The organism is Pseudomonas sp. EA_35y_Pfl2_R111 (assembly GCF_963970955.1).
Lineage (GTDB): Bacteria > Pseudomonadota > Gammaproteobacteria > Pseudomonadales > Pseudomonadaceae > Aquipseudomonas.
The window spans coordinates 19,622-32,136 of record NZ_CAXAOM010000004.1 but is presented as its reverse complement, the minus strand read 5'-3'; the positions used below and the strand labels follow the sequence as shown (position 1 = coordinate 32,136).

At 54.6% G+C, this 12,515-nt stretch carries 25 protein-coding genes; all 25 read right to left on the bottom strand.

Annotation, left to right across the window (positions count from 1 at the left end; genetic code table 11):
• Positions 1–5: 5 nt before the first annotated feature.
• Positions 6–362 carry a 30S ribosomal protein S13 gene (gene rpsM, locus AACY25_RS15620; RefSeq protein WP_090255786.1) on the bottom strand — a complete coding sequence of 119 codons (357 nt, stop codon included), beginning with the start codon at positions 360–362 and terminating at the stop codon, positions 6–8.
• A gap of 131 nt (positions 363–493) precedes the next feature.
• Positions 494–610 (bottom strand): 50S ribosomal protein L36, encoded by a 117-nt coding sequence (gene rpmJ, locus AACY25_RS15615; protein WP_002555468.1) that lies wholly within the window; start codon positions 608–610, stop codon positions 494–496.
• Positions 611–636: 26 nt separating this feature from the next.
• Complete coding sequence (secY, locus tag AACY25_RS15610; RefSeq protein WP_275962038.1) at positions 637–1,965, bottom strand: preprotein translocase subunit SecY; 1,329 nt, start codon at positions 1,963–1,965, stop codon at positions 637–639.
• Positions 1,966–2,400, bottom strand: a complete 435-nt coding sequence (rplO, locus tag AACY25_RS15605) for a 50S ribosomal protein L15 (protein ID WP_339525740.1) — start codon at positions 2,398–2,400, stop codon at positions 1,966–1,968. It lies immediately after the preceding gene.
• Positions 2,401–2,403: 3 nt separating this feature from the next.
• Positions 2,404–2,583 (bottom strand): 50S ribosomal protein L30, encoded by a 180-nt coding sequence (rpmD, locus tag AACY25_RS15600; protein ID WP_079204534.1) that lies wholly within the window; start codon positions 2,581–2,583, stop codon positions 2,404–2,406.
• 2 nt (positions 2,584–2,585) lie between these two features.
• A complete protein-coding gene (gene rpsE, locus AACY25_RS15595) occupies positions 2,586–3,086 on the bottom strand; it encodes a 30S ribosomal protein S5 (protein ID WP_090255789.1) in 501 nt (166 codons plus the stop codon).
• A gap of 3 nt (positions 3,087–3,089) precedes the next feature.
• Positions 3,090–3,440 carry a 50S ribosomal protein L18 gene (rplR, locus tag AACY25_RS15590; RefSeq protein WP_003293038.1) on the bottom strand — a complete coding sequence of 117 codons (351 nt, stop codon included), beginning with the start codon at positions 3,438–3,440 and terminating at the stop codon, positions 3,090–3,092.
• A 10-nt stretch (positions 3,441–3,450) separates the two neighbouring features.
• Positions 3,451–3,984, bottom strand: coding sequence for a 50S ribosomal protein L6 (rplF, locus tag AACY25_RS15585; protein ID WP_339525739.1), 534 nt, complete (start codon positions 3,982–3,984; stop codon positions 3,451–3,453).
• A 12-nt stretch (positions 3,985–3,996) separates the two neighbouring features.
• Positions 3,997–4,389 carry a 30S ribosomal protein S8 gene (rpsH, locus tag AACY25_RS15580; RefSeq protein ID WP_069519903.1) on the bottom strand — a complete coding sequence of 131 codons (393 nt, stop codon included), beginning with the start codon at positions 4,387–4,389 and terminating at the stop codon, positions 3,997–3,999.
• A 182-nt stretch (positions 4,390–4,571) separates the two neighbouring features.
• Positions 4,572–4,877, bottom strand: a complete 306-nt coding sequence (gene rpsN / locus AACY25_RS15575) for a 30S ribosomal protein S14 (RefSeq protein ID WP_090255793.1) — start codon at positions 4,875–4,877, stop codon at positions 4,572–4,574.
• Positions 4,878–4,890: 13 nt separating this feature from the next.
• Positions 4,891–5,430 carry a 50S ribosomal protein L5 gene (gene rplE / locus AACY25_RS15570; RefSeq protein WP_090255796.1) on the bottom strand — a complete coding sequence of 180 codons (540 nt, stop codon included), beginning with the start codon at positions 5,428–5,430 and terminating at the stop codon, positions 4,891–4,893.
• Between the two features lie 20 nt (positions 5,431–5,450).
• Entirely contained in the window at positions 5,451–5,765 is a 315-nt protein-coding gene (gene rplX, locus AACY25_RS15565; RefSeq protein WP_167147115.1) for a 50S ribosomal protein L24, read from the bottom strand.
• 11 nt (positions 5,766–5,776) lie between these two features.
• Positions 5,777–6,145 (bottom strand): 50S ribosomal protein L14, encoded by a 369-nt coding sequence (rplN, locus tag AACY25_RS15560; protein WP_003281831.1) that lies wholly within the window; start codon positions 6,143–6,145, stop codon positions 5,777–5,779.
• A gap of 23 nt (positions 6,146–6,168) precedes the next feature.
• Positions 6,169–6,435, bottom strand: a complete 267-nt coding sequence (gene rpsQ / locus AACY25_RS15555; protein WP_090255823.1) for a 30S ribosomal protein S17 — start codon at positions 6,433–6,435, stop codon at positions 6,169–6,171.
• A gap of 2 nt (positions 6,436–6,437) precedes the next feature.
• Positions 6,438–6,629, bottom strand: coding sequence for a 50S ribosomal protein L29 (gene rpmC, locus AACY25_RS15550; RefSeq protein WP_002555481.1), 192 nt, complete (start codon positions 6,627–6,629; stop codon positions 6,438–6,440).
• Positions 6,629–7,042 carry a 50S ribosomal protein L16 gene (gene rplP, locus AACY25_RS15545; RefSeq protein WP_090255798.1) on the bottom strand — a complete coding sequence of 138 codons (414 nt, stop codon included), beginning with the start codon at positions 7,040–7,042 and terminating at the stop codon, positions 6,629–6,631. The genes rpmC and rplP overlap by 1 nt, the downstream gene beginning before the upstream one ends.
• Before the next feature lie 12 nt (positions 7,043–7,054).
• Positions 7,055–7,741 (bottom strand): 30S ribosomal protein S3, encoded by a 687-nt coding sequence (rpsC, locus tag AACY25_RS15540; protein WP_069519907.1) that lies wholly within the window; start codon positions 7,739–7,741, stop codon positions 7,055–7,057.
• A 13-nt stretch (positions 7,742–7,754) separates the two neighbouring features.
• Positions 7,755–8,087, bottom strand: coding sequence for a 50S ribosomal protein L22 (gene rplV, locus AACY25_RS15535; RefSeq protein WP_003210077.1), 333 nt, complete (start codon positions 8,085–8,087; stop codon positions 7,755–7,757).
• Between the two features lie 11 nt (positions 8,088–8,098).
• Positions 8,099–8,374, bottom strand: coding sequence for a 30S ribosomal protein S19 (gene rpsS / locus AACY25_RS15530; protein ID WP_010486981.1), 276 nt, complete (start codon positions 8,372–8,374; stop codon positions 8,099–8,101).
• A gap of 16 nt (positions 8,375–8,390) precedes the next feature.
• On the bottom strand, positions 8,391–9,215 hold the full coding sequence (rplB, locus tag AACY25_RS15525; RefSeq protein WP_090255801.1) for a 50S ribosomal protein L2: 825 nt from the start codon (positions 9,213–9,215) through the stop codon (positions 8,391–8,393).
• A gap of 14 nt (positions 9,216–9,229) precedes the next feature.
• Entirely contained in the window at positions 9,230–9,529 is a 300-nt protein-coding gene (gene rplW, locus AACY25_RS15520; RefSeq protein ID WP_160089364.1) for a 50S ribosomal protein L23, read from the bottom strand.
• On the bottom strand, positions 9,526–10,128 hold the full coding sequence (gene rplD, locus AACY25_RS15515) for a 50S ribosomal protein L4 (protein WP_090255805.1): 603 nt from the start codon (positions 10,126–10,128) through the stop codon (positions 9,526–9,528). Before rplD ends, rplW begins: the two co-directional genes overlap by 4 nt.
• Positions 10,129–10,140: 12 nt before the next feature.
• Positions 10,141–10,776 carry a 50S ribosomal protein L3 gene (gene rplC, locus AACY25_RS15510; protein WP_090255807.1) on the bottom strand — a complete coding sequence of 212 codons (636 nt, stop codon included), beginning with the start codon at positions 10,774–10,776 and terminating at the stop codon, positions 10,141–10,143.
• A gap of 84 nt (positions 10,777–10,860) precedes the next feature.
• The gene (gene rpsJ / locus AACY25_RS15505) at positions 10,861–11,172 is read right to left on the bottom strand and encodes a 30S ribosomal protein S10 (RefSeq protein WP_010486970.1); all 312 of its coding nucleotides are present in this window, start codon (positions 11,170–11,172) and stop codon (positions 10,861–10,863) included.
• Between the two features lie 141 nt (positions 11,173–11,313).
• Positions 11,314–12,507: an elongation factor Tu gene (gene tuf, locus AACY25_RS15500; protein WP_160089368.1), complete on the bottom strand. Its 1,194-nt coding sequence runs from the start codon at positions 12,505–12,507 to the stop codon at positions 11,314–11,316.
• Positions 12,508–12,515: the final 8 nt, after the last annotated feature.

Genomic DNA, 12,515 nt, shown 5'->3' with positions numbered 1-12,515 from the left:
TGCGATTACTTGCGGATCGGCTTACGCGGGCCCTTACGGGTACGCGCGTTGGTCTTGGTACGCTGACCGCGAGCCGGCAGACCACGACGATGACGCAGGCCGCGGTAGCAACCCAGGTCCATCAAGCGCTTGATTTTCATGTTCACTTCACGACGCAGGTCACCTTCGGTATTTACCTTGGCAACTTCGCCACGCAGCTGCTCGATCTGCTCGTCAGAGAGATCTTTGATCTTTGCAGCCGGATTAACGCCGGCGGCAGCACAGACTTTCTGTGCAGTTGTACGACCAACACCATAGATGTAGGTCAACGAGATAACAGTGTGCTTGTTATCCGGAATGTTAACGCCTGCAATACGGGCCATTCAGTGGAACTCCAATTGACAGCTACCTACGCCCCGGAAGCCAAGAAATAGGGCGCGAGATATTAACGCTGTAAAAACAAATAATCAACCCGGCAGCGCACTAGCTGCCGGGCTTGTCACTTCACTCACACTCAGCCTTGGCGCTGTTTGTGACGCGGCTCCGCGCTGCAAATGACGCGAACAACACCTTCGCGACGGATAATCTTGCAGTTACGGCACAGCTTTTTCACCGATGCACGAACTTTCATCACCAACTCCTCGAACCTTATGGACTTCAGCGCAGCATGCCGCTGCCGTAGCCCTTCAGGTTGGCTTTCTTCATCAGGGATTCGTACTGGTGCGAAACGAGGTGCGATTGTACTTGCGACATAAAGTCCATCACAACCACTACCACGATCAGCAACGAGGTCCCGCCAAGATAGAACGGTACGTTGGCAGCCACCACCAGGAACTGGGGCAACAGGCACACGGCCGTCATGTACAGAGCACCGAACATGGTCAAGCGAGTCAACACGCCATCGATATAGCGCGCCGATTGCTCACCGGGACGGATACCCGGAATAAAGGCACCGGACTTCTTCAGGTTCTCCGCTACGTCTTTCGGGTTGAACATCAGCGCTGTATAGAAGAAGCAGAAGAAAACGATCCCTGCACTAAACAGCAAAATGTTCAACGGCTGACCAGGAGCGATAGCCTGTGAAATATCCTGCAGCCAGCCCATACCTTCAGACTGACCAAACCAGGCACCCAGCGAAGCCGGGAATAACAGAAGGCTGCTGGCGAAAATAGCCGGGATAACCCCCGCCATGTTCACCTTCAACGGCAAGTGGCTAGTCTGCGCAGCGAAGACCTTACGACCCTGCTGACGCTTGGCGTAGTGCACCGCAATGCGACGCTGACCACGTTCAATGAACACCACGAAACCGATAATCGCTACTGCCAGCAAACCGATGGCGATCAGGGCAAAGATATTGATATCACCCTGGCGAGCAGACTCGAAAGACTGCCCAATCGCCGACGGCAGACCGGCTACGATGCCTGCAAAGATCAGCATCGAAATACCGTTGCCAACACCACGCTCAGTGATTTGCTCGCCCAGCCACATCATGAACATTGCACCCGCCACAAACGTGGTGACCGCAACAAAGTGGAAGCCGAAATCAACTGTAAACGCTACGCCCTGACTAGCCAGACCAACGGACATACCGATGGCTTGGACGAATGCCAGGACGAGGGTGCCGTAGCGGGTGTACTGGCTAATCTTGCGACGGCCAGCTTCACCTTCCTTCTTCAACTGCTCCAGCTGCGGACTGACAGCGGTCATGAGCTGCATGATGATCGACGCCGAAATGTACGGCATGATCCCCAGTGCAAAAATGCTCATACGCTCCAGCGCGCCGCCGGAAAACATGTTGAACAAGCTAAGAATGGTCCCCTCATTCTGTCGAAACAGGTCCGCCAGCCGATCAGGGTTGATACCAGGAACCGGGATGTGTGCACCTATCCGATAGACGATGATCGCCATGAACAGAAAGCGCAAACGAGCCCAGAGCTCGGATAACCCGCCATTGCTGAGCGCTGAGAGAGCACCTTGCTTAGCCATTTATTCCTCGAACTTACCGCCAGCTGCTTCGATAGCCGCGCGCGCACCTTTGGTGGCGGCGATACCTTTAAGGGTGACTGCCTGAGTAACTTCACCGGACAGCATGACTTTCACACGCTGTACGTTTTGGTTGATCAGGTTGGCATCCTTCAGCGACTGCAGAGTAACAATGCCGCCTTCGATTTTATTCAGCTCGGAAGTACGCACTTGTGCGCGATCCATAGCCTTCAAAGAAACGAAACCGAACTTAGGCAGACGGCGGTGCAGAGGCTGCTGGCCGCCTTCGAAACCCGGAGCAATGGTGCCACCGGAGCGGGAGGTCTGACCTTTGTGGCCGCGGCCACCAGTCTTACCCAAACCGCTACCGATACCACGGCCCGGACGGTGCTTCTCGCGACGGGAACCCGGCGCAGGACTCAAATCGTTCAGGTACATGAATTAACCCTCGACTCGCAGCATGTAGTAAGCCTTGTTGATCATCCCGCGATTCTCGGGAGTATCCAGCACTTCTACGGTGTGACCGATGCGACGCAGACCCAAACCCTTAACGCAGAGCTTATGGTTGGGGATACGGCCGGTCATGCTTTTGATCAGCGTGACTTTTACGGTATTAGCCATGATTAGAGAATCTCCTCGACGCTCTTGCCACGCTTAGCCGCAACAGAACCTGGCGATTGCATAGCTTTCAAACCTTTGAAAGTGGCGTACACCACGTTCACTGGGTTAGTCGAGCCGTAGCACTTAGCCAGAACGTTCTGCACGCCAGCTACTTCCAGAACGGCACGCATAGCGCCGCCGGCGATGATGCCGGTACCTTCAGAAGCAGGCTGCATGTACACCTTAGAGGCGCCATGAGCAGACTTCATTGCGTACTGCAGAGTGGTGCCATTCAGATCAACTTGGATCATGTTGCGACGAGCAGCTTCCATCGCCTTTTGGATGGCAGCAGGCACTTCACGGGACTTGCCACGGCCGAAACCGACGCGACCCTTACCATCACCAACCACGGTCAACGCGGTGAAAGTGAAGATACGGCCACCCTTAACGGTCTTGGCAACGCGGTTAACCTGTACCAGCTTCTCGATATAGCCTTCGTCGCGCTTTTGGTCGTTATTTGCCATAACTTAAAACTCCAGCCCGCCTTCACGAGCAGCATCAGCCAGCGCCTTGACGCGGCCGTGGTACTTGAAGCCAGAACGGTCGAATGCAACCTGAGTTACACCAGCGGCTTTCGCACGCTCGGCAACCAGCTCACCAACTTTCTTGGCCGCGTCGACGTTGCCAGTGGCGCCGTCACGCAGTGCTTTGTCCAAGGTAGAGGCGCTGGCCAGAACCTTGCTGCCGTCGGCCGAAATGACCTGGGCATAGATGTGCTGCGAAGAGCGATACACGCAGAGACGCACGGCTTCGAGCTCGTGCATTTTCAGGCGTGCTTTGCGAGCGCGACGCAGTCGAGTAACTTTTTTGTCGGTCATTTGCTATGCCCTACTTCTTCTTGGCTTCTTTACGGCGGACGACTTCGTCAGCGTAACGAACACCTTTGCCCTTGTAAGGTTCAGGACGACGGAAGTCACGAATCTCCGCAGCGACCTGACCAACCAGTTGTTTGTCGACACCCTTGATCAGGATCTCGGTCTGGTTCGGGGTTTCAGCAACTACACCGTCCGGCAACTCATAGTCGATCGGATGGGAGAAGCCGAGAGCGAGGTTCAGCACCTGACCTTTGGCTTGCGCTTTGTAACCAACACCAACCAGCTGCAGCTTACGCTCGAAGCCAGTGCTAACACCGATCACCATATTGTTGACCAGGGCGCGAGTGGTACCGGCCATTGCACGAGTCTGCTGATCGCCATTGCGAGCAGCGAAACGCAGCTCACCAGCTTCTTGCAGAACTTCAACGGACGAGTGAACGTTCAGTTCTAGAGTACCCTTGGCACCCTTTACCGAGAGTTGCTGACCGGCGAGTTTGACCTCAACACCAGCTGGCAACACAACGGGGTTCTTAGCAACGCGAGACATGCTTATCCCCCCTTAGAACACTGTGCAAAGCACTTCGCCGCCGACACCGGCAGCGCGCGCAGCGCGGTCCGTCATCACACCCTTGTTGGTGGAGACGATGGAAACACCGAGACCGCCACGAACTTTCGGCAGGTCATCGACGGATTTGTATTGGCGAAGGCCTGGACGGCTCACGCGCTTAACTTCTTCGATAACCGGACGGCCTTCGAAGTATTTCAGCTCGATGGACAGCTGCGGCTTAACTTCACCGCTAATCTGATAACCCGCAATATAACCTTCGTCTTTCAAAACTTTGGCTACAGCCACCTTCAACGTGGAAGACGGCATGCTTACGACGGACTTTTCAGCCATCTGGGCATTACGGATACGAGTTAGCATGTCCGCTAACGGGTCCTGCATACTCATGGGCTAGACGCTCCTGATACAAAAAGAATTAGCCTTGCGGCTACAGTCGCTGAGAATTCTGAGAAAAATTGAACCCAGGCTCAGGCGAGCCGAGCATTCTAGAGACTGATCAAAAATGAATCAAGCCCCAAAGGGGCCTGATTCACAGATAAGACAAAGCCGGCACTAGGCCGGCTTTGTTTTTACCAGCTGGCTTTAACCAGACCTGGTACATCACCACGCATTGCAGCTTCACGCAGCTTGATACGCGACAGACCGAACTTGCGATAAACGCCGTGCGGACGACCGGTAATGCGGCAGCGATTACGCAGGCGCGAGGCGCTGGCGTCACGCGGCTGCTTCTGCAGCGCTACTTGTGCTGCCCAACGCGCTTCTGGACTGGCGTTCAGATCGGCGATGGTAGCTTTCAGCTCGGCACGCTTCTTAGCGTACTTGGCTACCGTTTGCTGACGCTTCAGCTCGCGGTTTTTCATGCTGGTTTTGGCCATGATCCAACTCCAATCAGTTGCGGAACGGGAATTTGAAAGCACGCAGCAAGGCGCGACCTTCATCATCCGTACGGGCAGTGGTGGTCAGGGTAATGTCCAGACCACGCAGAGCATCGATTTTGTCGTAGTCGATTTCCGGGAAGATGATCTGCTCTTTCACGCCCATGCTGTAGTTGCCGCGACCATCAAAGGACTTGGCATTCAGGCCGCGGAAGTCACGCACGCGCGGCAGGGAGATGGACAGCAGACGATCCAGGAACTCGTACATACGCTCACGGCGCAGAGTAACTTTAACGCCGATCGGCCAGCCCTCACGAACCTTGAAGCCTGCAATCGACTTACGGGCATGAGTCACAACGACTTTCTGACCGGTAATCTTTTCCAGGTCGGCAACAGCGTGCTCGATGATTTTCTTGTCACCGATTGCTTCGCCCAGGCCCATGTTAAGGGTGATCTTGGTGATGCGCGGAACTTCCATCACGTTGGCAAGCTTAAGTTCTTCCTTAAGCTTGGGAGCGATTTCTTTCCGATAAATCTCTTTTAGTCGTGCCATGGTCTTCTACCTAGCAGTGTTCAAGCATCAACCGCTTTTTGGGTCGACTTGAAGACACGAATTTTTTTACCTTCTTCTACTTTGAAACCAACGCGATCAGCCTTGTTGGTTTCGCCATTGAAGATGGCCACGTTAGAAGCGTGCATTGGCGCTTCTTTCTCGACGATACCGCCCTGAACGCCCGACATCGGGTTCGGCTTGGTATGGCGCTTCACCAGGTTGATCCCACCAACGACCAAACGGTCGTCAGCGAGAACCTTGAGCACCTTGCCACGCTTACCTTTGTCTTTACCGGCGATCACGATGATCTCGTCGTCACGACGAATCTTTTGCATGTCGGATCTCCTTAGAGCACTTCAGGGGCGAGCGAGACGATCTTCATGAACTTCTCAGTACGAAGTTCACGAGTCACTGGCCCAAAAATACGAGTGCCAATTGGCTCTTGCTTGTTGTTCAGCAGAACAGCAGCGTTGCCATCAAAGCGAATGATCGAGCCATCAGGGCGACGAACGCCGTGACGAGTGCGGACTACAACAGCAGTCATCACTTGGCCTTTTTTCACTTTACCGCGCGGAATTGCTTCCTTAACGGTGACTTTGATGATGTCGCCGATGCCAGCATAACGGCGGTGCGAACCGCCCAGCACCTTGATACACATAACGCGACGAGCACCGCTGTTGTCAGCGACGTCGAGCATGGATTGAGTCTGAATCATATAATTTCTCCGACCCTTAGCCCTTAGACGTCCACTGCGCGTTCGAGGATCTCAACCAGCGCCCAAGACTTAGTCTTGGCAACGGGACGAGTTTCGCGAATGGAAACTTTGTCACCGATCTTGCTCTGGTTGGTTTCGTCGTGTGCGTGCAGCTTGGTCGAACGCTTGACATATTTGCCGTAGATAGGGTGCTTAACGCGACGCTCGATCAATACGGTGATGGTCTTGTCCATCTTGTCGCTGACGACACGGCCGGTCAGCGTACGGACTGTTTTTTCGGCTTCAGCCATGATCACTTACCTGCCTGCTGGTTGAGCACAGTTTTCACACGAGCGATGTCGCGCTTAACTTGCGAGAGCAGGTGAGACTGCCCCAACTGGCCAGTTGCTTTCTGCATACGCAGATTGAACTGGTCGCGCAGCAGGCCGAGCAGTTGCTCGTTCAGCTGCTGTGCTGATTTTTCACGAAGTTCATTCGCCTTCATCACATCACCGTCCGCTTAACAAAAGTGGTGGCGAGCGGCAGCTTTGCAGCAGCCAGGGCAAAAGCCTCACGCGCCAACTCTTCGGAAACGCCTTCGATCTCATACAGGACTTTGCCTGGCTGGATCTGGGCTACCCAATATTCAACGCTACCCTTCCCTTTACCCATCCGCACTTCAAGAGGCTTCTTGGAGATCGGCTTGTCCGGGAAGACGCGAATCCAGATTTTCCCGCCACGCTTAACGTGACGAGTCAGAGCACGACGAGCGGACTCAATCTGACGGGCGGTGAGACGACCGCGGGCAACAGACTTCAGAGCAAACTCGCCGAAGCTGACTTTGCTACCGCGCTGAGCCAGACCACGGTTGTGGCCGGTCATCTGCTTACGGAACTTCGTACGCTTTGGTTGCAACATTTTGCGTACTCCTTACTTAGCAGCTTTTTTACGAGGCGCAGGCGCTTGGGGTTTCAGTTCTTCTTTAAGGCCACCAATCACTTCGCCTTTGAAGATCCAAACCTTGACACCGATCACACCGTAAGTGGTGTGCGCTTCGTACGTGGCATAGTCGATATCGGCACGCAGGGTGTGCAACGGCACACGACCTTCGCGATACCATTCGGTACGTGCAATTTCAGCACCGCCGAGACGACCGCTCACTTGGATTTTGATGCCCTTGGCACCAATGCGCATGGCGTTCTGTACAGCGCGTTTCATAGCGCGACGGAACATCACACGACGCTCCAGCTGCTGAGCTACGCTCTGCGCAACCAGCATACCGTCGAGCTCCGGCTTGCGGATCTCTTCGATATTGATGTGCACAGGCACACCCATTTGCTTGGTCAGGTCCTGACGCAGCTTCTCAACATCTTCACCTTTCTTACCGATAACGATACCGGGACGAGCGGTGTGGATGGTGATACGTGCGGTTTGAGCCGGGCGAGCAATGTCGATACGGCTTACGGACGCGCTTTTTAGTTTGTCTTGGAGATACTCACGCACCTTCAGATCAGCGAACAAATAGTCCGCATAAGTCCGACCGCTGGCGTACCAGACGGAGGTGTGCTCCTTGACGATTCCCAGGCGAATGCCAATGGGATGTACTTTCTGACCCATCTGATCGACTCCGTTACTTGTCCGCAACCTTGACAGTGATATGGCAAGACCGCTTGACGATGCGATCAGCGCGGCCTTTGGCACGCGGCATGATGCGCTTCAGCGAACGCCCTTCGTTGACGAAAACGGTGCTGACCTTCAAGTCATCAACGTCTGCGCCTTCGTTGTGCTCGGCGTTGGCTACAGCCGACTCCAGCACTTTCTTAATGATCTCGGCGGCTTTCTTACTGCTGAAAGCCAGGAGGTTGAGCGCTTCGCCCACCTTCTTCCCACGAATCTGGTCGGCGACCAAGCGGGCTTTTTGGGCGGAGATGCGAGCGCCCGACAACTTAGCGGCTACTTCCATTTCCTAACCCCTTAACGCTTGGCTTTCTTGTCAGCCACGTGCCCACGATAGGTACGAGTGCCGGCAAATTCGCCCAGTTTGTGACCGACCATGTCTTCGTTCACGAGAACTGGGACATGTTGACGACCGTTATGTACAGCGATGGTCAGACCGACCATTTGTGGCAGGATCATCGAACGGCGCGACCAGGTTTTCACCGGCTTGCGATCGTTCTTTTCCACCGCCACTTCGATCTTCTTCAGTAGGTGAAGATCAATAAAAGGACCTTTTTTCAGAGAACGTGGCACTGTCGTATCCCTCTATTTACTTGCGACGACGGACGATCATGTTGTCGGTGCGTTTGTTACCACGAGTCTTCGCGCCCTTCGTCGGGAAGCCCCATGGAGACACCGGATGACGACCACCAGAGGTACGACCTTCACCACCACCATGTGGGTGGTCAACCGGGTTCATGGCAACACCACGAACGGTTGGGCGAACGCCACGCCAGCGCTTGGCACCAGCTTTACCCAGCGAACGCAGGCTGTGCTCGGAGTTCGAGACTTCGCCCAGGGTCGCACGGCATTCAGCCAGTACTTTACGCATCTCACCGGAACGCAGACGCAGGGTCACGTAGACACCTTCACGCGCAATCAGCTGAGCCGAAGCACCAGCGGAACGAGCGATCTGAGCACCTTTACCCGGCTTCAGTTCGATACCGTGAACAGTGCTACCAACTGGAATGTTGCGCAGCTGCAGACTGTTGCCCGGCTTGATCGGAGCCATGATGCCAGCTACCAGCTGATCGCCAGCACTCACGCCTTTAGGGGCGATGATGTAGCGACGCTCGCCGTCTGCATACATCAGCAGAGCGATGTGTGCGGTACGGTTCGGATCGTATTCAATACGCTCGACAGTGGCTGGAATGCCATCTTTGTCGTTGCGACGGAAATCGACCAGACGGTAATGCTGCTTGTGGCCACCACCGATATGACGGGTGGTGATACGACCATTATTGTTACGACCGCCAGTCTTCGACTTCTTCTCAAGCAGCGGAGCGTAAGGAGCGCCTTTATGCAGCTCCTGATTGACCACCTTGACCACAAAACGGCGGCCAGGGGAAGTCGGTTTGCATTTAACGATTGCCATGATGCACCCCTTCCTTACTCAGCACTGCTGGCGAAATCGAGATCTTGGCCTGGCTGAAGCGAGATGATCGCTTTCTTCCAGTCGTTACGCTTGCCCAGGCCGCGAGCGTTGCGCTTGGTCTTACCGAGAACATTCACGGTATTAACAGCAGCAACATTCACGCTGAACAGGCTTTCGACGGCCTTCTTGATTTCCAGCTTGGTTGCATCAGTTGCAACCTTGAAAACGAACTGACTTTTCTTGTCAGCGAGAACCGTGGCCTTCTCGGAGATGTGCGGGCCAAGCAGCACTTTAAATACGCGTTCCTGGTTCATCCCAGCAGCTCCTCGAATTTCTTCACGGCAGAAACGGTGACCAGCACCTTTTCATACGCGATCAGACTAACTGGATCGGAACCTTGCACGTCACGAACATCAACGTGCGGCAGGTTGCGAGCAGCCAGGTACAGATTCTCATCAATAGCATCGGACACGATCAGCACATCGGTCAGACCCATGCCATTCAACTTGCCCAACAGTTCTTTGGTCTTCGGAGCTTCAACGCTGAAGTCTTCGACGACGATCAAACGATCAGTACGAACCAGCTCAGCAAGAATCGAACGCAATGCAGCGCGATACATTTTCTTGTTCAGCTTTTGATCGTGATTCTGCGGACGAGCCGCGAAGGTCACACCACCGCCACGCCAGATCGGACCACGAGTGGTACCTGCACGAGCACGACCGGTACCCTTCTGACGCCACGGGCGCTTACCGCCACCGGACACGTCGGAACGAGTCTTCTGCTGCTTGCTGCCCTGACGGCCGCCGGCCATGTAGGCCACAACTGCTTGGTGAACCAGGGTCTCGTTGTATGCGCCGCCAAAAGTGGCTTCGGATACTTCGATTGCTTGAGCGCCATTTACATTTAATTGCATGTCAGCTTCCCCTTAACCGCGAGCCTTGGCCGCTGGACGTACAACCAGGTTGCCGCCAGTAGCGCCAGGAACAGCACCCTTGACCAGCAACAGATTGCGTTCAGCGTCAACCCGCACTACTTCCAGGGACTGCACGGTCACGCGCTCAGCGCCCATATGACCGGACATTTTTTTGCCCTTGAATACGCGACCCGGAGTCTGGCACTGGCCAATCGAACCCGGAACACGGTGGGACACGGAGTTACCGTGAGTATTGTCTTGGCCGCGGAAGTTCCAACGCTTGATGGTACCGGCAAAGCCTTTACCTTTGGACTGACCGGTGACATCCACCAGTTGACCAGCTTGGAATATTTCAGCGTTGATCAGATCACCTGCCTGGTACTCGCCTTCTTCAAGACGGAATTCCATAACAGTACGACCTGCCGCGACATTCGCCTTAGCGAAGTGACCGGCTTGCGCCTTGCTGACACGTGAAGCACGACGCTCGCCGACAGTGACTTGCACTGCACGATAGCCATCGGACTCTTCAGTTTTGAATTGAGTGACGCGATTCGGCTCGATCTCAATGACCGTAACCGGAATGGAGACACCTTCTTCGGTGAAAATGCGGGTCATACCCGCCTTTCGACCGACTACACCAATAGTCATGTTGTAACCTCATGAGTGTACGGGGCTTTCACCCGCTATGGCCGCCCATTTCAGAGCGTTACACGACTAAAACCTAAAGCGGTCTTAGCCGAGGCTGATCTGCACTTCCACACCAGCCGCAAGATCAAGCTTCATCAGCGCGTCAACGGTTTTATCCGTTGGCTGGACGATGTCCAGAACACGCTTATGAGTACGGATCTCGAACTGATCACGCGCGTCTTTGTTGACGTGTGGCGAGGTCAGTACGGTGAACCGCTCTTTGCGGGTAGGCAGAGGAATAGGACCACGCACCTGAGCACCAGTACGTTTCGCGGTTTCCACGATTTCCTGGGTTGATTGATCGATCAGGCGATGGTCAAAAGCCTTCAACCGAATACGGATTTGTTGGTTTTGCATTTTGACCTCAGATTCCAAGCTGCTATTCCCAACGGACGCAATACGCCCGTTAAAAGGAGGCGTGATTCTATAGACGCCCCTAGCAGGTGTCAACCCAATAAAAAAGCCCCCGCAAGCGGGGGCTTTTTCTTAAACCATCACTTACGCGATGATTTTGGCTACGACGCCAGCGCCGACGGTACGACCGCCTTCACGAATAGCGAAACGCAGACCTTCTTCCATTGCGATGGTCTTGATCAGAGTGACAGTCATCTGGATGTTGTCACCTGGCATTACCATTTCAACGCCTTCCGGCAGTTCGCAGTTACCAGTTACGTCAGTAGTACGGAAGTAGAACTGAGGACGGTAGCCTTTGAAGAACGGAGTGTGACGACCGCCTTCTTCTTTGCTCAACACATACACTTCTGCTGTGAAGGTGGTGTGCGGCTTAACCGAACCTGGCTTGACCAGAACCTGGCCACGCTCTACGTCGTCACGCTTGGTGCCGCGCAGCAGAACGCCGCAGTTCTCGCCAGCACGACCTTCGTCGAGCAGCTTGCGGAACATTTCAACACCGGTACAGGTGGTCTTGGTGGTATCACGCAGACCAACGATCTCGATTTCTTCCTGGATCTTGACGATACCGCGCTCGATACGGCCAGTTACCACGGTGCCACGACCGGAGATCGAGAATACGTCTTCGATTGGCATCAGGAACGGCTTGTCGATCGCACGAACCGGCTCAGGGATGTAGCTATCCAGAGTCTCAACCAACTTCTTGACGGCAGTGGTGCCCATCTCGTTGTCGTCTTGACCGTTCAGCGCCATCAGAGCGGAACCGATGATGATCGGAGTGTCGTCGCCTGGGAAATCGTAAGTGCTGAGCAAGTCACGCACTTCCATCTCAACCAGCTCCAGCAGCTCAGCGTCGTCAACCATGTCAGCCTTGTTCAGGAAGACTACGATGTACGGAACGCCTACCTGGCGGGACAGCAGGATGTGCTCACGGGTTTGCGGCATCGGACCATCAGCGGCCGAGCAAACCAGGATAGCGCCGTCCATCTGCGCAGCACCGGTGATCATGTTTTTTACGTAGTCGGCGTGACCTGGGCAGTCAACGTGTGCGTAGTGACGCACGGACGAATCGTATTCAACGTGAGCGGTGTTGATGGTGATACCACGAGCTTTTTCTTCTGGGGCGCTGTCGATCTTGTCGAAGTCAACCTTGGCCGAACCGAATACTTCGGAGCAGACGCGGGTCAGAGCAGCGGTCAGAGTGGTTTTACCGTGGTCAACGTGACCGATAGTGCCAACGTTGACGTGCGGTTTGTTACGTTCAAATTTTTCTTTAGCCACGACAATTA

Bases quoted from the DNA above. Each gene is read 5' to 3' on its own strand.
- rpsE (WP_090255789.1), bottom strand. From the start codon at position 3,086: ATGGCAAATAACGACCAAAAGCGCGACGAAGGCTATATCGAGAAGCTG.
- rpmJ (WP_002555468.1), bottom strand. From the start codon at position 610: ATGAAAGTTCGTGCATCGGTGAAAAAGCTGTGCCGTAACTGCAAGATT.
- rplE (WP_090255796.1), bottom strand. From the start codon at position 5,430: ATGGCACGACTAAAAGAGATTTATCGGAAAGAAATCGCTCCCAAGCTT.
- rplO (WP_339525740.1), bottom strand. From the start codon at position 2,400: ATGTACCTGAACGATTTGAGTCCTGCGCCGGGTTCCCGTCGCGAGAAG.
- rpsC (WP_069519907.1), bottom strand. From the start codon at position 7,741: ATGGGTCAGAAAGTACATCCCATTGGCATTCGCCTGGGAATCGTCAAG.
- rpmC (WP_002555481.1), bottom strand. From the start codon at position 6,629: ATGAAGGCGAATGAACTTCGTGAAAAATCAGCACAGCAGCTGAACGAG.
- rplP (WP_090255798.1), bottom strand. From the start codon at position 7,042: ATGTTGCAACCAAAGCGTACGAAGTTCCGTAAGCAGATGACCGGCCAC.
- secY (WP_275962038.1), bottom strand. From the start codon at position 1,965: ATGGCTAAGCAAGGTGCTCTCTCAGCGCTCAGCAATGGCGGGTTATCC.
- rpsN (WP_090255793.1), bottom strand. From the start codon at position 4,877: ATGGCCAAAACCAGCATGAAAAACCGCGAGCTGAAGCGTCAGCAAACG.
- rpsM (WP_090255786.1), bottom strand. From the start codon at position 362: ATGGCCCGTATTGCAGGCGTTAACATTCCGGATAACAAGCACACTGTT.
- rpsQ (WP_090255823.1), bottom strand. From the start codon at position 6,435: ATGGCTGAAGCCGAAAAAACAGTCCGTACGCTGACCGGCCGTGTCGTC.
- rplC (WP_090255807.1), bottom strand. From the start codon at position 10,776: ATGACTATTGGTGTAGTCGGTCGAAAGGCGGGTATGACCCGCATTTTC.
- rpmD (WP_079204534.1), bottom strand. From the start codon at position 2,583: ATGGCTAATACCGTAAAAGTCACGCTGATCAAAAGCATGACCGGCCGT.
- rplF (WP_339525739.1), bottom strand. From the start codon at position 3,984: ATGTCTCGCGTTGCTAAGAACCCCGTTGTGTTGCCAGCTGGTGTTGAG.
- rplW (WP_160089364.1), bottom strand. From the start codon at position 9,529: ATGAACCAGGAACGCGTATTTAAAGTGCTGCTTGGCCCGCACATCTCC.
- rplR (WP_003293038.1), bottom strand. From the start codon at position 3,440: ATGACCGACAAAAAAGTTACTCGACTGCGTCGCGCTCGCAAAGCACGC.
- rpsH (WP_069519903.1), bottom strand. From the start codon at position 4,389: ATGAGTATGCAGGACCCGTTAGCGGACATGCTAACTCGTATCCGTAAT.
- rplB (WP_090255801.1), bottom strand. From the start codon at position 9,215: ATGGCAATCGTTAAATGCAAACCGACTTCCCCTGGCCGCCGTTTTGTG.
- rplX (WP_167147115.1), bottom strand. From the start codon at position 5,765: ATGCAAAAGATTCGTCGTGACGACGAGATCATCGTGATCGCCGGTAAA.
- rplD (WP_090255805.1), bottom strand. From the start codon at position 10,128: ATGCAATTAAATGTAAATGGCGCTCAAGCAATCGAAGTATCCGAAGCC.
- rpsJ (WP_010486970.1), bottom strand. From the start codon at position 11,172: ATGCAAAACCAACAAATCCGTATTCGGTTGAAGGCTTTTGACCATCGC.
- rplV (WP_003210077.1), bottom strand. From the start codon at position 8,087: ATGGAAGTAGCCGCTAAGTTGTCGGGCGCTCGCATCTCCGCCCAAAAA.
- rplN (WP_003281831.1), bottom strand. From the start codon at position 6,145: ATGATTCAGACTCAATCCATGCTCGACGTCGCTGACAACAGCGGTGCT.